Below are 17,761 nucleotides of genomic sequence, written 5' to 3'. Positions count from 1 at the left end.
TTTCCCCCTAGCTTACGAGCTGCTTAACCTTGTATTCGTGGATTTTTTCAATTAAAGGCTCTGCGGCACCATGAATATTGCCGACGCCATATATGACACGATTGTGCATTCTTTTCTTTAATAATTCCATAATTTCATCTGTTGACTTATACTCTAGATCATGCAGTTTGTCTGCAGGAATTTTGCCTTCTTCATAGGCTTTTACGATCGGTTCTGTTGTTTCACCGATTAAGATCAGTTCACTTGCTTCAATATAAGGCAATACGTCATTTGCGAATTGCTGTGTCCGATCGACACGGTCTGCGCGGCAGTTCATGATGATGATCGGATCATCGGTCGGGTAACCGATTTCTTTTACACGTTTCCATATATTCAAAGTAGAAGAAGCGTCGTTTGCGGCAAACCCATTAACAAAGTGCCCAGGCTCGCTCGGACTGATCAACGGAAGAATTCTCATTGCTCCCGGATCTGGCGGCGCATTCAGCATTCCCTTAAATGCTGTTTCTTCATCAATGCCGAGTGCTTGAGCCACACCCAAGGCCAGAGAAGCGTTATCAGGGAATACCATGTATTCAAATTTACGTAAATATTCATCTGTAATTTTTGAGTTATCAGCAATGATGACTTTTGTGTTTCGTTCTTTTGCTTTTTGTTTAAAGAACTCGGTATATTCACTATCTGTAATGACAAGATGGCCATTATAAGGAATAGTAGCGGTAAACGCTTCCGCAATTTCATCCAGCGTCGGCCCCATGACATCCATATGATCCTCTAAAACGTTAACAATGACGCCGATATTGGCCTGCAGAAGTTCTTCCTGAAAGATGATTTGATAATCCGGGTTAACAGCCATGCACTCACTGACAATCGCGTTAGCCCCTCTTTCTACAGTTTCTCTCATGACTTCTTTTTGCTCTCCGATATTCGGCCCCTGTGGTTTCCGTTTAATCGGCTTTTCCTCTGGTGTGTCCCAGTAAATCATTCTTGCATCTGTACCTGTTGTTTTTCCAACAGTCTTGTAACCGGCTTCTATTAATATTCCGGTTGTCAGCCTTGTCACAGTCGATTTTCCTCGGATGCCGTTAATATTCACCCGAACAGGGAGGGCATCAATGTTTTTCTGATGTCGTCGTTTTTCTAATATTCCGATGACCAGTATGACAGCACAGGCTATAATGAGTAACCACATTGCTTTTCGACATCTCCTTCTATATTGTTGTAAATTCATTCATCAGTATATAGAATCACTATGAATTCTCAATCGGCATTATGTAACATAATCTCCCCTCATCGACTAAGCCAAAATTCTCTTTTGAAAGAGATTTTATACCTACAAACTGTTTTCTATTTTTGGTAAACAGCAGGACTTATACCTTATCTCTTTTTTTAAAAATCAAAAGGAATGCGCTTTCATTTTTCTTCTGATATCCTTCTGTACGTATAGTCACAGCCTGCTGTTTAAATTTAATATGCATTTCAAATCAATCTTTTTTTCAGCCTGTATTATCAAACTTCTCCTGCTCTCATGCATGTTTCCGGTTCTTATGAACACAAAATAGTTTGATCCTGTTTCTTAAGGATAAGGTCATAATGTCATCCTTTCTGCATGGAATAAGCAATATGAGGCCCATTCCAAAATGACTAAGGAGTTCCAAGATGAAAACGCTAAATTTACGAGTCCGAATTCTCTAACATAATTAAACATTTTCTGGGCTGATAGTCTTTCCTGTTTCTTTTCATTTACAGGTCTAAACGCATGACATTGAAACAATTTTAATAAAACTTAATATTTGTTCAAGAAATCTTCATCCATATTTGTGAAGACTTTGTCAAAAAAAGAGTGAAAACCTTAAATTTTTCAATTATATATACAATTTACAAATAGATTTCTTTTGATATTTTTATTGCCAACTTCGGATCACCCATGATAATCTATCTATGTAAACGGTTACATAAATGAGGAGGAGCTGTTTTGGCTACAATTAAAGATGTCGCCGGAGCGGCGGGCGTTTCAGTTGCGACGGTTTCCCGCGTCCTGAATGATAACGGCTATGTACACGAAGAAACGCGAACCCGTGTCATAGCGGCGATGGAGAAGCTGAACTATTACCCGAATGAAGTCGCCAGATCTTTATATAAAAGAGAATCCCGGCTGATCGGACTTTTGCTCCCGGATATCACAAACCCTTTCTTCCCCCAGCTTGCCCGCGGTGCGGAGGATGAATTGAACCAGGAGGGCTATCGCCTTATTTTCGGCAACAGTGACGAGGAATTGAAAAAGGAACTTGAGTACCTTCAAACATTTAAGCAAAACCATGTTGCAGGCATTATTGCCGCAACGAATTACCCGGATCTTGAGGAATACAGCGGCATGAATTATCCGGTCGTTTTTCTGGACAGAACTCTTGAAGGGGCCCCTTCTGTGTCCAGTGATGGCTTTACAGGAGGAAAGTTAGCCGCCAAAGCTATCATTAACGGAAAAAGCCGGCGCATTACGCTCTTGAGAGGCCCCGCTCACCTGCCGACCGCTCAGGACCGCTTTAACGGCGCTTTGGAAATCTTACAGCAGGCTGAAGTTGATTTTCAGGTCATTGAGACGGCTTCGTTTTCTATTCAAGATGCACAATCAATGGCGGAGAAGCTGTTTGCCGCTTATCCAGCGACAGACGGTGTGATCACGAGTAACGATATTCAAGCCGCTGCAGTTTTACATGAAGCATTGCGGCGCGGAAAAAAAGTGCCGGAGGACATTCAAATTATCGGCTATGATGATATTCCGCAAAGCGAGCTGCTGTTCCCGCCACTGTCTACAATTAAACAGCCATCATATGATATGGGGAAAGAAGCAGCCAGACTGCTTTTGCGTATCATCAAAAAACAGCCGCTGGCAGAAACGGCCATTCAAATGCCTGTCACCTATATAGGAAGAAAGACGACAAGAAAGGAAGATGATGATGCGTAATATTTGTGTGATTGGAAGTTGTTCTATGGATTTAGTGGTCACCTCAGACAAACGCCCAAAAGCCGGTGAAACGGTTCTTGGCACGTCGTTTCAAACTGTGCCGGGCGGCAAAGGAGCAAATCAGGCGGTTGCCGCAGCAAGACTTGGGGCTCAAGTATTTATGGTCGGGAAGGTTGGAGACGATCATTATGGAACAGCTATTTTGAATAACTTAAAAGCAAACGGTGTTCGCATTGACTATATGGAACCGGTTACACACAAAGAAAGCGGAACCGCCCACATTGTGCTTGCTGAAGGTGATAACAGCATTGTCGTTGTCAAAGGCGCGAACGATGACATCACTCCAGCGTATGCGATACATGCGCTTGAACAGATTGAAAAGGTCGATATGGTCCTGATTCAGCAGGAAATCCCAGAGGAAACCGTTGATGAGGTGTGCAAATACTGCCATTCCCACGATATCCCGATCATGCTAAACCCGGCACCGGCCCGCCCGCTGAAGCAGGAAACAATTGATCACGCCACCTATCTCACGCCGAATGAACACGAGGCTTCGCTCTTATTCCCTGAGCTTACCATTTCTGAAGTTCTGGCGCTTTATCCGGCAAAACTCTTTATTACAGAAGGAAAACAAGGCGTCCGCTATTCAGCTGGCAGCAAAGAGGTGCTCATCCCGTCCTTCCCTGTTGAGCCCGTGGATACAACCGGAGCTGGTGATACGTTTAATGCAGCGTTTGCCGTGGCTCTGGCTGAAGGAAAAGACATTGAAGCTGCATTGCGGTTTGCCAATCGTGCTGCTTCCCTTTCTGTCTGTTCCTTCGGTGCCCAAGGCGGAATGCCGACAAGAAATGAAGTAGAGGAGCTGCTGTCATGAAAAAACACGGTATACTGAACAGCCATCTTGCCAAGCTTTTAGCTGACCTTGGCCACACTGATAAAGTTGTCATTGCGGATGCCGGATTGCCGGTCCCTGACGGTGTTTTGAAAATTGATCTTTCATTAAAGCCGGGTCTTCCGGCTTTCCAAGATACAGTGGCAGTGCTCGCTGACGAGATGGTCGTCGAAAAAGTCATTGCCGCAGCTGAAATAAAAGCATCTAATCAGGAGAATGCGAGATTTCTAGAAAATCTTTTCTCTAAACAAAAGATTGAATACCTTTCGCACGAGGAGTTTAAGCTGCTGACAAAAGAAGCAAAAGCCATCATTAGAACGGGTGAATTCACACCATATGCCAACTGCATCCTGCAGGCGGGTGTGCTTTTCTAGAAAGGAGGAGAAAACATGCAGATTGAAATGAAAGACATTCATAAAGCATTTGGAAAAAACCAGGTGCTATCAGGCGTTTCCTTTCAGCTCTTACCTGGCGAGGTTCACGCGTTAATGGGAGAAAACGGCGCCGGCAAGTCCACGCTTATGAACATTCTTACAGGCCTGCACAAATCGGATCAAGGTCAAATCAGCATAAATGGAAACGAAACGTATTTTTCCAATCCAAAAGAAGCGGAACAGCATGGGATAGCCTTTATCCATCAGGAATTGAATATCTGGCCGGAAATGACTGTTCTGGAGAATCTATTTATCGGTAAGGAGATATCCTCCAAGCTGGGCGTTTTACAAACAAGAAAAATGAAAGCGCTAGCAAAAGAGCAATTTGATAAACTCTCTGTCTCTCTTTCTCTCGATCAAGAAGCTGGTGAATGTTCTGTTGGACAGCAGCAAATGATTGAAATCGCAAAAGCGCTTATGACAAATGCCGAAGTGATCATTATGGATGAGCCGACCGCTGCTTTGACCGAACGAGAAATCAGCAAGCTCTTTGAGGTCATTACAGCATTAAAAAAGAACGGCGTCTCCATTGTCTATATTTCTCATCGCATGGAAGAAATTTTTGCGATTTGCGACAGAATTACCATCATGCGTGACGGAAAAACGGTGGATACAACAAACATCTCAGAAACTGATTTTGATGACGTCGTCAAAAAAATGGTCGGACGGGAGCTGACTGAACGATATCCAAAACGCGCTCCTTCTCTCGGTGACAAAGTATTCGAGGTGAAAAATGCCTCCGTAAAAGGGCGTTTTGAAGATGTCAGCTTTTATGTTCGTTCCGGTGAGATCGTCGGTGTATCAGGATTAATGGGAGCCGGCCGGACAGAAATGATGAGAGCGCTGTTCGGCATTGACAGGCTGGACACGGGCGAAATATGGATCGCTGGGAAAAAGACAGCTATTAAGAACCCGCAGGAAGCGGTGAAAAAAGGACTCGGCTTTATTACAGAGAACCGCAAGGATGAAGGGCTTCTGCTCGACACCTCGATTCGCGAGAATATTGCCCTGCCCAATCTGTCCAGCTTTTCACCAAAGGGTCTGATTGATCACAAGCGGGAGGCTGAATTTGTCGATCTGTTAATCAAACGCCTGACTATCAAAACAGCATCACCGGAAACGCACGCACGCCATTTGTCAGGTGGAAACCAGCAAAAAGTGGTGATAGCCAAGTGGATCGGCATCGGACCGAAAGTGCTTATCTTGGATGAGCCAACCAGAGGTGTGGATGTTGGAGCCAAACGAGAGATTTATACGCTGATGAATGAGCTGACCGAACGCGGCGTCGCTATCATCATGGTGTCATCAGAGCTGCCGGAAGTCCTCGGAATGAGCGATCGGATTATCGTGATCCATGAAGGCAGAATCAGCGGAGAAATCAATGCGCGAGAAGCAACACAAGAACGAATTATGACACTTGCCACGGGAGGGCGGTAATATGAAAACGGAACAACTGCAAACAGAACAAAAACGGATTCACTTCGACGGAGTCATGCAAAAACTCGGCCCGTTTCTTGGTTTATTTATTCTCGTAATCATTGTATCTATTTTAAATCCCAGCTTTCTTGAACCGCTGAATATATTAAACCTGCTTCGCCAGGTCGCCATTAACGGATTAATCGCGTTCGGCATGACGTTTGTGATTTTGACAGGCGGCATTGATCTTTCTGTCGGCGCTATTCTTGCTCTGTCCAGCGCTTTAGTTGCGGGAATGATTGTATCCGGTGTTGATCCGGTTCTCGCGATCATCCTTGGCTGTATCATTGGTGCCATGCTCGGCATGATCAACGGATTATTGATCACAAAAGGAAAAATGGCGCCCTTTATCGCCACACTTGCGACTATGACTGTGTTTCGCGGACTGACGCTTGTGTATACTGACGGAAATCCAATTACCGGACTTGGCACAAACTACGCTTTTCAGATGTTCGGACGCGGTTACTTTTTAGGCATTCCTGTACCGGCAATTACGATGGTTCTTGCCTTTGTCATCCTTTGGGTGCTTCTTCATAAAACACCATTTGGACGCCGAACATACGCTATCGGCGGCAACGAAAAAGCCGCGCTCATTTCAGGCATCAAAGTGACACGCGTGAAAGTGATAATCTATTCTTTAGCCGGACTTTTGTCCGCTCTTGCAGGTGCCATATTGACTTCCCGCCTGCATTCAGCCCAGCCGACTGCCGGGGAATCGTACGAACTTGATGCTATCGCGGCAGTCGTCTTAGGCGGGACAAGTCTTTCCGGCGGCCGCGGACGCATTGTCGGCACGTTAATCGGGGTGCTGATCATCGGCACACTTAATAACGGGCTTAATCTGCTTGGCGTCTCATCATTTTATCAGCTGGTTGTCAAAGGGATTGTCATCTTAATTGCGGTATTGTTAGACCGCAAGAAGTCAGCATAGGAGGGTTTTCACATGAAAAAGGCTGTATCCGTCATTTTAACGTTATCATTATTTTTGTTAACCGCCTGTTCGCTTGAGCCTCCCCAATGGGCAAAGCCGTCAAACTCGGGGAACAAAAAGGAATTCACCATCGGCTTGTCCGTCTCAACGCTTAATAATCCTTTTTTTGTCTCATTAAAAAAGGGCATCGAAAAAGAAGCTGAAAAACGGGGAATGAAAGTGATCATTGTGGATGCACAAAATGATTCATCGAAACAGACAAGTGACGTGGAAGATTTAATTCAGCAAGGCGTTGATGCATTATTAATCAACCCGACTGATTCTTCGGCGATCTCAACGGCAGTAGAATCTGCAAACGCAGTCGGTGTGCCCGTCGTCACAATCGATCGATCCGCCGAACAAGGAAAAGTTGAAACTCTCGTTGCTTCCGATAATATAAAAGGCGGTGAAATGGCCGCGGCGTTTATTGCCGACAAACTTGGAAAAGGAGCAAAGGTAGCAGAGCTAGAAGGCGTGCCTGGCGCATCTGCCACACGGGAACGCGGCTCAGGCTTCCATCACATTGCAGATAAAAAGCTCAATGTCGTCACAAAACAATCAGCTGACTTTGACCGCACCAAAGGCCTGACAGTCATGGAAAATCTGCTGCAGGGGCATCCTGATATCCAAGCTGTTTTTGCTCACAATGACGAAATGGCGCTCGGTGCTCTCGAGGCAATTAACAGTTCGGGGAAAGACATATTGGTGATCGGTTTTGACGGCAATAAAGATGCGCTCGCTTCCATTAAAGACGGAAAGCTATCAGCCACCGTCGCTCAGCAGCCTGAATTAATCGGTAAACTGGCTACAGAAGCAGCAGATGACATTTTGCACGGAAAAAAAGTAAAAAAATCAATATCCGCGCCTCTCAAACTAGAAACACAAAAATAATAGTCAAGGATCAGATTTTTATCTGATCCTTTTTCATGTTTAGAAACCTGCGATAACGTGAATAGGGATATAGAATGAATTATTTCTCTTACGTGAGGAGAGGAACGACATGAACAAACCAATAAAGATATTTTCAACTTTAGCACTTGCGGCTGGAATGACTGCGGCTGCTGCAGGCGGCGCTGACACGATCCATGCTCAACAGCCAGAAACAACTGTAAGCATTGACGATTTATACAGTTATCCGATTGATTCTTATTTGGTGTCAGCAGAGGCTCTAAATGTCAGAACGAAGGCTTCCGCATCAAGCCAGAAAGCCGATACACTGCACTTAGGCGATAGCTTAAAGCTGATTTCCTTCTCAAGTGCTGACTGGGCAAAGGTTCATTATAAAAACGGAAAAACAGGCTTTGTCTCCACTCATTACATTGTAAAAGCAGCAACAACAGTAAAAACCAAAACAAAAACGAAAGTATACACATCCGCTGACGGAAAGAGCATTAAGACTCTCCCAGCAAACACAAGCGTTTCTTTTTTAGGCTGGAGTAAAACGAATAAAGGCGGTTTTGATTTTGATTGGGTATTCGTTGATTACGGCGGTGCGACAGGTTATATGAAAACACAGGATTTACGCATGACAAAATAACTGAGAGGGATTCCGTATTTGTGCGGAATCCCTTTTATTATGAATGGATTTGTCACATTCCCAAGATATTTCTCAGGAAATATTGTCGTATGCTGTGTCAAAACCTTACATGATCATCGACATTTTTGTTCACGCTAAAAAGCGGAGGTGTAAATATGGATCAATTTGAAGCAGCATACGAATCGTATAAAGCCCGGCAAACAACTGCCGATCAGGAAAATGTTCCATCTGGAAAAGAAGAAATTATTGCGGTTAGAAGAAATGAGGAAGACAATATTATCGCAGTGAAAACCAATACAGGAAGAGAGCTCGATTACCCTACAGCTCTGTCAGAAGCAAAAGCAGGAAAGCTCGCTCATGTTGATGTCTTTCATAAATACGGGCGTGACATTTTGCGAAGTGAACCGGACGGCACGAAGGAAAATAACCTGTCTGAACTGCCGGATTTTTAATCACAAACAGCCCTGCCATATGTCGGGCAGGGCTTTCTTTTAAACAAAAGGCTGCTGGATGTATTCGGCTAATCGTTTTGCACTGAGAGAAATATCCTCTGAAGTTGCATAATTCACACCATAGAACACATATGGAGGCAGATACTTCATACCGATCAGATTACTCGTGGCCTGAAATGGTTTCAATAGCTCACTGATCGAGTAATGATTGGCGCCGCCGGCTTGATATTTTTCCGCTTCGCTTCCTGTTGACACAGCCAGCATCAGCTCCTTGCCATGCAAAGCATTTCCTTCTGAACCAAATGCCCAGCCGTAAGTCAGCACAAGATCCTGCCATTTTTTCAAGAGTGGCGGAGAGCTGTACCAATATAGCGGGAATTGAAAGACAATCCGATCGTATTGCTCGCACAACTGCTGTTCCTTCGCAACATCTATCGCTTCGTCCGGGTATTCCTTATAAAGATCCCGTACTGTGATATTGTCATGTTTGCTCAATTCTTCAGCCCACGCCTTATTAACAACTGAGGTCTCCATATGAGGATGAACTGCCAAAACCAATATTTTCATCAGACCACACCCTTACTGTTTTGATGTTATTTTATCTAAAATCAGGAAAAGAGCCAAATAAAAAGAAAGCCCTGCAAAAAGGGGCTTTCTTTTTTTCTTTTATTCAGGGCTTCCTTCAGTTGTTTCGATATCTTTCGCAAAATCAGGGTTATCCAGATTCGCATTAAAGAAATCCGCTGTGTTCGGAAGTCTGAGATTCATGTTCATTTTTTGAGAAATCGTAACCGTGCAATCCTCTAGCACATAGTCAAAAACGTGTCCGCCTGAATTGCGTCCTTCGTCAATGAAGTGCAGGTGATAGCCAGAAACGGCGATTCCGTTTGCATAAGCTGGTGTCAAGAAACCTACGATCGTTCCTCTCACGTTGTCGAAGTTGAAGATCGGCTGTGTTTTGACCGCTTCAACCATTGGCACGTAAGGTTTTTCTTGCAATTCTACCGTTCTTGTCTGCACCTTTTTAAACAGTCCGTCAATACGGATTGCGTAAAATAAGTTTTTGCTTGGCAGAATGCTGTTGATCTCTTTTTCAAATTCTTCACGTGTCATTTTCGCATCAATTTTGTGCGTCATGTCCGGTGTAAAGAATGTAAATGAACAGAACGGTGAACGGTCCCCTTTTTGGACCGGTGTCGCGGTTCCGTCTGAGCGGAGACGGTAAAATTCCCCGTCAAACCCAATCAGCTCTCCGTCAAGCTTGTTAAAGGTTCCGATACCGAAGTCCCCATATTTCGGAATCTCTGACAGTTCAAAATCCCCGTCATATACTCCGTCTAATAGAGAAGTCATTGTTGATACTTGATAAATCTGGCTCACAGGCTGATCTTTTTGGCCGCGGTGGAGCACTTGAATGTTGCTTTCGCGTTTCATATTTCCCTTCACTCCTTTTAATTAGTGCTGTTCATAAAACAGTGTCGTGATGCGCAGAGTGCTAGAGAGCTTTCGTTTTCATGAGTTCCCCGAATTCTTTCGGAAGCTTGTCACTTGCTAAATTAATGTTATCACTATAGTCAACCGGGACATCAATGATAACAGGACCTTCAGCGTTCATGCCTTGACGCAGAACATCTGCCAGCTGGTCTGGTGATTCTACGCGCAAGCCAGTTGCCCCGAAGCTTTCCGCATATTTCACGATATCGATATTTCCGAAATCGACCGCAGATGTACGGTTATATTTTTTCAATTGCTGGAATGCAACCATGTCATATGTGCTGTCGTTCCATACAATGTGTACAATTGGTGCGTTTAGTCGAACTGCTGTCTCTAACTCCATTGCTGAGAATAAGAAACCGCCGTCACCAGAGACAGAAACCACTTTTTCTCCCGGTTTCACCAATGAAGCGCCGATTGCCCAAGGAAGCGCAACGCCGAGTGTTTGCATACCGTTACTGATCATTAATGTTAACGGCTCGTAGCTGCGGAAATAACGTGACATCCAAATCGCGTGTGAACCGATGTCACAGGTCACTGTAACATGATCATCGACTGCATTACGCAATTCTTTAACGATTTCAAGAGGATGCACTCTGTCTGATTTCCAATCTGCAGGCACCTGCTCACCCTCATGCATATATTGTTTTAAATCAGAAAGGATTTTCTGCTCACGTTCTGCAAAGTCCACTTTTACAGCATCGTGTTCGATATGATTGATCGTGGACGGAATGTCACCAATCAATTCAAGTTCCGGCTGGTAAGCATGGTCAATGTCAGCAATAATCTCGTCTAAATGGATGATTGTCCGGTCTCCATTGACATTCCAGAATTTCGGATCATATTCAATTGGGTCATAGCCGATAGTCAGAACGACATCCGCCTGCTCAAGCAGCAAATCGCCAGGCTGGTTGCGGAATAAACCGATCCGGCCGAAGTACTGATCCTCTAAATCTCTTGAAAGGGTACCGGCAGCCTGATATGTTTCAACAAATGGAAGCTGAACCTTTTTCAAAAGCTTGCGAACCGCTTTAATCGCTTCCGGTCTGCCGCCTTTCATGCCGACTAAAACGACAGGAAGTTTTGCTGTTTGGATTTTTGCGATGGCCGCACTGATTGCATCATCTGCTGCAGGACCGAGTTTTGGCGCTGCAACAGCGCGCACGTTTTTCGTATTTGTGACTTCATTCACAACATCTTGCGGAAAGCTCACAAAAGCGGCCCCAGCCTGCCCTGCTGACGCTATCCTAAATGCATTTGTAACAGCTTCCGGTATATTTTTTACATCTTGAACCTCTACACTGTATTTTGTAATCGGCTGAAATAGCGCCGCATTATCTAAAGATTGATGTGTCCGTTTTAAACGATCTGAACGGATCACGTTTCCAGCAAGCGCAACGACAGGGTCTCCTTCAGTGTTCGCTGTCAGCAAACCTGTTGCCAAGTTAGATGCACCCGGCCCTGATGTGACTAACACGACTCCCGGTTTTCCAGTTAAACGGCCGACTGCTTGCGCCATAAATGCTGCATTTTGTTCGTGCCGGGCAACGATAATTTCAGGTCCTCTATCTTGTAAAGCATCGAATACCGCATCAATTTTTGCACCCGGAATGCCAAATACATGTGTGACACCTTGCTCCACTAAGCAATCAACAACAAGCTCCGCCCCTCTGTTTTTCACAAGGGATTTTTGTTCTTTTGTTGCTTTTGTCAACACCCTCACTCCTTATTATGCATTTTAACGTAAAATTTTAAATGACTTGTGATACGTTTCACTATACACTCTTTGGAAATTGACCTCCAATATCGATTCGCCTTATGATTAATATGTAATACGAATTATTAACCTATGGAAAGGAATGCATATTTAATGGAGCTTCGCCATCTTCAATACTTTATCGCGGTAGCCGAAGAGCTTCATTTCGGAAAGGCTGCCCGACGGCTGAACATGACGCAGCCTCCTCTCAGCCAGCAGATCAAACAGCTGGAGGAAGAAGTCGGGGTGACGCTTCTGAAAAGGACAAAACGATTTGTCGAGCTTACCGCAGCAGGAGAAATCTTTTTAAATCATTGCCGCATGGCATTGATGCAAATCGGACAAGGAATTGAACTGGCACGGCGGACGGCCCGAGGCGAGCACGGCCATCTCGTAATCGGTTTTGTCGGATCAGCTACATATGAATTTCTGCCGCCGATTGTCCGGGAATACCGCAAAAAATTCCCATCTGTAAAAATAGAGTTACGTGAAATATCCTCGTCTAGGCAGCAGGAGGAGCTACTAAAGGGCAACATTGATATTGGTATACTTCATCCTCCCTTACAGCATACAGCTTTGCATATCGAAACCGCCCAAAGCAGCCCTTGTGTTTTAGCTTTGCCTAAGCAGCACCCATTGACTTCTAAGGAATCAATTACGATTGAGGATTTAAAAGATGAACCAATTATTACTGTAGCTAAAGAAGCATGGCCTACTCTATACATGGATTTTATTCAGTTCTGTGAGCAAGCGGGCTTCAAACCCAACATCGTCCAGGAAGCTACAGAATACCAAATGGTGATTGGTTTAGTCAGTGCTGGAATTGGTATTACATTTGTTCCTTCCTCAGCCAAAAAATTATTTAATTTGGATGTAACTTATCGAAATATGGACCAAATACAGCTTAATGCAGAATGGGTTATCGCTTACCGCAAAGACAATCATAATCCGCTTTTAAAGCACTTTATTCATATTTCAAATTGTCAGCAGACAAGAACTAAAGAGAGTGATGCAGGTACATGAACGTTACTTGCAATCTCTTTTTTCTTTTGGGATTCTTATGGAATTTTTATTAATTTAATATAATCGCTTAGTACAACTTCATATCAGTATACGTATACATACAGTACAAATAGTTGGCAAGGACATTAGTAAGCGCATGACAATCGTCTGATTTTAATAATGAAAGATAGAGAGGTGAAGTAAATTATTGAGTTCACCAGCATATTAACATTGCTCGCTTTTTTCGCAACACTGATTTTTATTTACTGGAGGCCAAAAGGACTAAATGAAGCTATCCCCGCAACATTAGGCGCTTTAATGGTTTTATTGTGCGGAAGTGTGTCATTGGCAGACTTAGGGGAAATAGGAACAAAAGTCACGGGTGCATCGGTTACAATCCTTGCCACTATGATTATGGCCATTGCACTGGAGAGCTTTGGTTTCTTTTATTGGGTGGCTGCAAAACTGCTCCAACAATCCAGGGGTTCTGGCATCAAGCTTTTTTGGCTAACCAATTTGCTCTGCTTTCTCATGACCATTTTCCTAAATAATGATGGGAGCGTTTTGATTACAACCCCAATCCTTTTGCTTGTACTAAAATATTTAGGTTTAAAAAAACATCAAAAAACCCCATATTTATTAAGCGGTGTTTTAATAGCCACAGCCTCTAGCGCACCGATTGGCGTAAGTAATATTGTGAATTTAATTTCTCTCAAAATCATTGGAATGGATCTTTATCTTCATACCGCCATGATGTTTGTCCCTAGTATGATGGGACTCATTTTTATGACTTGTCTACTGTTTATGTTCTTTTATAAACGTCTTCCCAAGAGCCTGCCAGATATACCGGGCCATTTTCAGTCTCTGCAGCATAGAAGGTACCATCCTCTTCATTCGCCGTCAGCTCCTTTACGAGAACGAAATCAAACAAAAATCATGCTGTTTGTGCTTGCATTTGTTTTTCTCGTCAGATTAAGTCTATTTGCAGCATCATATACTGGTATTTCTGTTCCTCTTGTCGCTGTCATCGGGTCTTTTATTCTTTTGGGCTGGAGATGGATTTATTTCAAAACCTCCCCAAAAGACTTGTTATACAAATCTCCTTGGCACATTTTTATATTCGCTTTTACTATGTATGTCTTAATTTATGGTCTGCATAATATCGGATTCACTGAGTTACTTGTGAGCTATTTTGAACCAGTGGTTTCTGGAAGCCTCGCCCATGCAACTTTCGCATCGGGTATCTCTACTTCAGTCTTTTCTAATCTATTTAACAACCATCCAGCTTTAATGATCAGTACTTTTACCTTAACTGAAATGCCACTGAATCCTTCAACAACAAAAATCATCTACTTGGCAAATATTATCGGCAGTGATATCGGTTCATTATTATTGCCTATAGGAACCTTGGCAACACTTATTTGGATGCATATACTAAAACAGCATGATGAAAGTATTTCATGGGGCGAATATATCAAAACGACCATTATCATCATTCCGCTGACTGTTCTTTTTACGTTGACATGTTTATATGTTTGGATCAGTTGGTTATTTCTTTAGCCAGTATGGAATGAAAAACTGCCTTCCGCTATTCAAGAGGGCAGTTCTTATAAACTAGGGAAGATGCATTGTCTTTAGATGATTCAACTTCCAAATGATCGGCTCTCCACTTGCGTTAATCAGCTCAATTATATTATTGGAAACATCTTTTAATAGTCCGACTTTTTCTGGCACCTCTCCCATATCGAAGATGACCAATTCACCAATATATTTTTTGATCTGCTCCTCAAAATTACGGACAAGAGGAACATTGGAAGGCACGACAGGCAATTGTGAGTTATCAAGAGTATACGGTGTTTGTTCAGTTGAATAAGGGGTAAACCATTTTAAATGATGCATAGATATAAAAAGGATTTTAAATACGGGTGAGAAAAATACAATATAATCGTTTAAAATGTTTGTAACATACCCATGTATCGATCGACCCCCAGTTACATAAACTTCAATAAATTGGCCTTTGACCTTGTTTAATGTATTTCTATATGAAAAAGCTTGAGTTTCTGCCTCCGTCATTGGATCTTCCGGATTGATCAAAATTGATTTCTTATTGCTGGTCATAATTTTCGCCTTGTTCATTTGATGAAGATGCAATAATGGAATATAAAGATAATTGCAGCCATCAAATATAACAAAAATATCCTGTCCGACATCTATGAGGGTGCCAACAAACCTTGTATCTCCTGAAATGACAACCTCAACATCTGTGTCAAGTAATTGATTCAAACCTTTCACTATTCTCCTCCTTTAACTGAAAAAGGGCATCACTCAATCTGATGCTCCCCGTTATCAATTAAAATTTGCGTTTCCAGTGATAGTCTATCGTTCTGACAATCGTTTCATGGCTATAATCTTCTTTTTGTCTTCCTGAACTTTTGAAGGAACTTGAATAATCTGATGATCTTGGTGATCGTTTAGATGATTTTGATGAACTTCTTGAACCTGATGAGCTGTAAGACTTTGATGATTGATAATCTGAAGATTTTGATGATCGTTTAGATGATTTTGAAGAACTTTTTGAACGTGACGAACGATAAGATTTTGATGATTGATAATCCGAAGATTTTAGTGATCGTTTAGATGATTTTGAAGAACTTTTTGAACGTGACGAACGACCAGATTTGGATGATTGATTATCTGAAGATTTTAGTGATCGTTTATATGATTTTGATGAAATGAACGAACTGCTGTCTTTATCATGATTGTCTTCTTGGTTTTGCTCATTCTTTTGATCCTCTTTTTTGTGCGACCCTTTTGGACCTAAGCTGATGCTTTTTATGTGAAAAGGATAGATGCGAAGCACCTCTTGATTTTTCACTAAAGTATAATGGCCGTCAGCATTATCTACAAGGATACCCTCAATTGCTTCCGGACCTCCACGATTAATGGAAACCCATTTATGAGTTAGGCTCTTAAAAACCTCGCTTAATTCATCAGCTTCCAGGACACCCGCTGGCGTCTGTTCTTCTGTTTTCAAATCGGGCTCATGTTTACTTATGCTTTTGATGTGATGGATAGCAAAATACACTACCCCATCCTCATTTGTGTTTAACGCAGCGTAATCATCTCCCAGCCAGACTAATCTTCCTTTTTTAGATTCCGGACCCCCTTGATTAAATTGAACTGATTGGTTCATTAATTGTCCGATTAAGCTATGAAAATCATCAGCATCGGGCATTTCCTCAGTCTCAATTGTTGTGGTGCTATTATTGGTATCCTCAGTAATGCTTTTCACATGATCCAACTGATAATAAATTATTTTTTTTTCAGCTTGTAAAGCAATATAATCTGATTTTACAGCTGCTAATTTTCCTTTTTTAGATTCCGGACCTCCACGATATACAGTAACAATTTTATCTTTCATTGAGTGCAAAAAGTTATAATAAGATATTTCATTATTTGAATGATATTTCATTCTCCTCTTGCTCATTCAAATTCCTCCTAGTCACTTATACATAGATGATAAACATACTGCATATATACGTGTCACATTTATTTGTTGAACTAATTCAATAGCCTAATTGTCGCTTTTTCAGCGGATACCCATTTTCACACATTTATAAAATACTTAAATGATTTTTGAGGTATTGTGAACGGTTTATAATATACTCGCAGATAACATCCGGCTCACGGTCAAAACGCTCAATATCATTCTTTTTATACGGGTCCATCAGGACAAACGGCCTAATTCGTTCATACATCGCCATGATTTTCGGTTTCATATATTCTATTGTAAAAAGAGATTGGAGCGTTTTTTCTAACAGGCGCTTGTAAGACCTGCGAAAATCGGGTTCATCCAATATCCGGGCGGTTAGTGTATTAAATCCTTGAATCCTTACATAATCGGCAGCCATCCGCTCTCCATGGATATCCCTGCCCCAGGTCGCGTCATAATCCCAAGGAATCACCTCAAATAATCCGGTTTCTCCGCTTCTGTATAATGCGTAGTTGTGGACAAACCCGTCATAGTTTGAGGTGAATACAATACCGGCAAGCCATCGCAAATACTTATCGACATCCACATGCTTTGTCACTTCTGATTTAAACTGAGCTTTAGGGACAGTATTAATTTTAAAAATCATATCCTGTAAATAAAAATCATCCTCCTCAGTCCCTGTCTTCTTTTCATATCCAAGCTCCAGCGAGGTCTTCGTTTCTCTTTCCAAATCGCTCATCAGAGAAAAGTTAGCATCATCATCCACCGCGTAAAAAATCGCACCGTCCGCCAGCTTCCTTTTTGCTAAGTAATATTCATCAACGGATTCTAGTTCAAGATAAACCCCTTCATTCTTCCCATTCAGCTTTACAAACACAAACTCTGCCTTTGGAGACAGCGTCCCTAGCTCTGAGAAAAAATCCAGAGACAATTTATTTCTCATCAAAGAAGGATCTTTATACTCCGCATTTAAGTGAATCTCTCGTGCGCCGCGGAATAACTTAGGCTGATAAAAGGAAATATGGTATGACTTCTTTTTGAAGTCTCTGATATGTGACCCCCGATACGCGATATCAATATCCAGCCTTTTTTGGTTTACCTTCATCACAGCCGGCACCGGATCATCGTCCCATATATCCTTTTTTAATTCACGCAAATCTTTTGGATGAACAAACAGCTGATAAAGCGGTAAATTGGATTGATTCTTCATCCATAATCCCCCTTACAAATTTTAGGCGTTTATTTTTATGCGATCTCAGCGGAACACTTATACACTTTTTAAAACCGCGCGTA

17 protein-coding genes are annotated in these 17,761 nt (G+C 42.5%); 10 read left to right on the top strand and 7 right to left on the bottom strand.

Features of this window, described 5'->3' with window-relative positions; genetic code table 11:
• Nucleotides 1-7 precede the first annotated feature (7 nt).
• On the bottom strand, nucleotides 8-1,189 hold the full coding sequence (gene pgsB, locus NZD81_RS14125) for a poly-gamma-glutamate synthase PgsB (RefSeq protein WP_003227883.1): 1,182 nt from the start codon (nucleotides 1,187-1,189) through the stop codon (nucleotides 8-10).
• 783 nt (nucleotides 1,190-1,972) lie between these two features.
• Between pgsB and NZD81_RS14120 the strand changes: the two genes are divergently transcribed.
• From NZD81_RS14120 to NZD81_RS14085, 8 genes are all read left to right on the top strand, one after another.
• Complete coding sequence (locus tag NZD81_RS14120) at nucleotides 1,973-2,962, top strand: LacI family DNA-binding transcriptional regulator (RefSeq protein ID WP_282373719.1); 990 nt, start codon at nucleotides 1,973-1,975, stop codon at nucleotides 2,960-2,962.
• Complete coding sequence (rbsK, locus tag NZD81_RS14115) at nucleotides 2,955-3,836, top strand: ribokinase (protein ID WP_136653835.1); 882 nt, start codon at nucleotides 2,955-2,957, stop codon at nucleotides 3,834-3,836. Before NZD81_RS14120 ends, rbsK begins: the two co-directional genes overlap by 8 nt.
• Nucleotides 3,833-4,228, top strand: coding sequence for a D-ribose pyranase (gene rbsD / locus NZD81_RS14110; RefSeq protein WP_282373720.1), 396 nt, complete (start codon nucleotides 3,833-3,835; stop codon nucleotides 4,226-4,228). Before rbsK ends, rbsD begins: the two co-directional genes overlap by 4 nt.
• Nucleotides 4,229-4,243: 15 nt before the next feature.
• Nucleotides 4,244-5,725, top strand: coding sequence for a ribose ABC transporter ATP-binding protein RbsA (rbsA, locus tag NZD81_RS14105; protein WP_282373721.1), 1,482 nt, complete (start codon nucleotides 4,244-4,246; stop codon nucleotides 5,723-5,725).
• A 1-nt stretch (nucleotide 5,726) separates the two neighbouring features.
• Entirely contained in the window at nucleotides 5,727-6,695 is a 969-nt protein-coding gene (rbsC, locus tag NZD81_RS14100; RefSeq protein ID WP_282373722.1) for a ribose ABC transporter permease RbsC, read from the top strand.
• Between the two features lie 12 nt (nucleotides 6,696-6,707).
• Complete coding sequence (rbsB, locus tag NZD81_RS14095; protein ID WP_069150446.1) at nucleotides 6,708-7,625, top strand: ribose ABC transporter substrate-binding protein RbsB; 918 nt, start codon at nucleotides 6,708-6,710, stop codon at nucleotides 7,623-7,625.
• 109 nt (nucleotides 7,626-7,734) lie between these two features.
• Nucleotides 7,735-8,271: an SH3 domain-containing protein gene (locus tag NZD81_RS14090; protein WP_136653838.1), complete on the top strand. Its 537-nt coding sequence runs from the start codon at nucleotides 7,735-7,737 to the stop codon at nucleotides 8,269-8,271.
• Nucleotides 8,272-8,426: 155 nt separating this feature from the next.
• The gene (locus NZD81_RS14085) at nucleotides 8,427-8,723 is read left to right on the top strand and encodes a DUF3892 domain-containing protein (RefSeq protein ID WP_014665619.1); all 297 of its coding nucleotides are present in this window, start codon (nucleotides 8,427-8,429) and stop codon (nucleotides 8,721-8,723) included.
• A 39-nt stretch (nucleotides 8,724-8,762) separates the two neighbouring features.
• Here the strand turns inward: NZD81_RS14085 and NZD81_RS14080 are convergent, their stop codons facing one another.
• From NZD81_RS14080 to alsS, 3 genes are all read right to left on the bottom strand, one after another.
• Nucleotides 8,763-9,290 carry an NAD(P)H-dependent oxidoreductase gene (locus NZD81_RS14080; RefSeq protein WP_014665620.1) on the bottom strand — a complete coding sequence of 176 codons (528 nt, stop codon included), beginning with the start codon at nucleotides 9,288-9,290 and terminating at the stop codon, nucleotides 8,763-8,765.
• A gap of 99 nt (nucleotides 9,291-9,389) precedes the next feature.
• Nucleotides 9,390-10,157 (bottom strand): acetolactate decarboxylase, encoded by a 768-nt coding sequence (budA, locus tag NZD81_RS14075; protein ID WP_014665621.1) that lies wholly within the window; start codon nucleotides 10,155-10,157, stop codon nucleotides 9,390-9,392.
• Between the two features lie 61 nt (nucleotides 10,158-10,218).
• Complete coding sequence (gene alsS, locus NZD81_RS14070; RefSeq protein ID WP_040081612.1) at nucleotides 10,219-11,931, bottom strand: acetolactate synthase AlsS; 1,713 nt, start codon at nucleotides 11,929-11,931, stop codon at nucleotides 10,219-10,221.
• A gap of 156 nt (nucleotides 11,932-12,087) precedes the next feature.
• Here alsS and alsR point away from each other — a divergent pair, with 156 nt between their 5' ends.
• Entirely contained in the window at nucleotides 12,088-12,996 is a 909-nt protein-coding gene (gene alsR / locus NZD81_RS14065; RefSeq protein WP_147772617.1) for an acetoin biosynthesis transcriptional regulator AlsR, read from the top strand.
• A 210-nt stretch (nucleotides 12,997-13,206) separates the two neighbouring features.
• The gene (locus tag NZD81_RS14060; RefSeq protein ID WP_069150448.1) at nucleotides 13,207-14,535 is read left to right on the top strand and encodes an arsenic transporter; all 1,329 of its coding nucleotides are present in this window, start codon (nucleotides 13,207-13,209) and stop codon (nucleotides 14,533-14,535) included.
• 54 nt (nucleotides 14,536-14,589) lie between these two features.
• Here NZD81_RS14060 and NZD81_RS14055 read toward each other — a convergent pair whose 3' ends face one another.
• From NZD81_RS14055 to cotH, 3 genes are all read right to left on the bottom strand, one after another.
• On the bottom strand, nucleotides 14,590-15,267 hold the full coding sequence (locus NZD81_RS14055) for a DUF2642 domain-containing protein (RefSeq protein ID WP_282373730.1): 678 nt from the start codon (nucleotides 15,265-15,267) through the stop codon (nucleotides 14,590-14,592).
• Nucleotides 15,268-15,325: 58 nt separating this feature from the next.
• Nucleotides 15,326-16,462, bottom strand: a complete 1,137-nt coding sequence (locus NZD81_RS14050; protein WP_282373731.1) for a spore coat protein CotH — start codon at nucleotides 16,460-16,462, stop codon at nucleotides 15,326-15,328.
• Between the two features lie 127 nt (nucleotides 16,463-16,589).
• Nucleotides 16,590-17,678 carry a spore coat protein CotH gene (cotH, locus tag NZD81_RS14045; RefSeq protein ID WP_014665627.1) on the bottom strand — a complete coding sequence of 363 codons (1,089 nt, stop codon included), beginning with the start codon at nucleotides 17,676-17,678 and terminating at the stop codon, nucleotides 16,590-16,592.
• Between the last annotated feature and the right edge of the window lie 83 nt (nucleotides 17,679-17,761).

Origin of the sequence: Bacillus sp. B.PNR1 (assembly GCF_030386235.1) — a bacterium.
GTDB lineage: Bacteria > Bacillota > Bacilli > Bacillales > Bacillaceae > Bacillus > Bacillus stercoris.
This window is presented reverse-complemented; position numbering and strand designations above follow the sequence as displayed.

Excerpts from the sequence above, each read along its gene's own strand:
- pgsB (WP_003227883.1), bottom strand. The coding sequence starts at position 1,189 with ATGTGGTTACTCATTATAGCCTGTGCTGTCATACTGGTCATCGGAATA.
- rbsK (WP_136653835.1), top strand. The coding sequence starts at position 2,955 with ATGCGTAATATTTGTGTGATTGGAAGTTGTTCTATGGATTTAGTGGTC.
- rbsD (WP_282373720.1), top strand. The coding sequence starts at position 3,833 with ATGAAAAAACACGGTATACTGAACAGCCATCTTGCCAAGCTTTTAGCT.
- rbsA (WP_282373721.1), top strand. The coding sequence starts at position 4,244 with ATGCAGATTGAAATGAAAGACATTCATAAAGCATTTGGAAAAAACCAG.
- rbsC (WP_282373722.1), top strand. The coding sequence starts at position 5,727 with ATGAAAACGGAACAACTGCAAACAGAACAAAAACGGATTCACTTCGAC.
- rbsB (WP_069150446.1), top strand. The coding sequence starts at position 6,708 with ATGAAAAAGGCTGTATCCGTCATTTTAACGTTATCATTATTTTTGTTA.
- NZD81_RS14090 (WP_136653838.1), top strand. The coding sequence starts at position 7,735 with ATGAACAAACCAATAAAGATATTTTCAACTTTAGCACTTGCGGCTGGA.
- NZD81_RS14085 (WP_014665619.1), top strand. The coding sequence starts at position 8,427 with ATGGATCAATTTGAAGCAGCATACGAATCGTATAAAGCCCGGCAAACA.
- NZD81_RS14080 (WP_014665620.1), bottom strand. The coding sequence starts at position 9,290 with ATGAAAATATTGGTTTTGGCAGTTCATCCTCATATGGAGACCTCAGTT.
- budA (WP_014665621.1), bottom strand. The coding sequence starts at position 10,157 with ATGAAACGCGAAAGCAACATTCAAGTGCTCCACCGCGGCCAAAAAGAT.
- alsR (WP_147772617.1), top strand. The coding sequence starts at position 12,088 with ATGGAGCTTCGCCATCTTCAATACTTTATCGCGGTAGCCGAAGAGCTT.
- NZD81_RS14050 (WP_282373731.1), bottom strand. The coding sequence starts at position 16,462 with ATGAGCAAGAGGAGAATGAAATATCATTCAAATAATGAAATATCTTAT.
- cotH (WP_014665627.1), bottom strand. The coding sequence starts at position 17,678 with ATGAAGAATCAATCCAATTTACCGCTTTATCAGCTGTTTGTTCATCCA.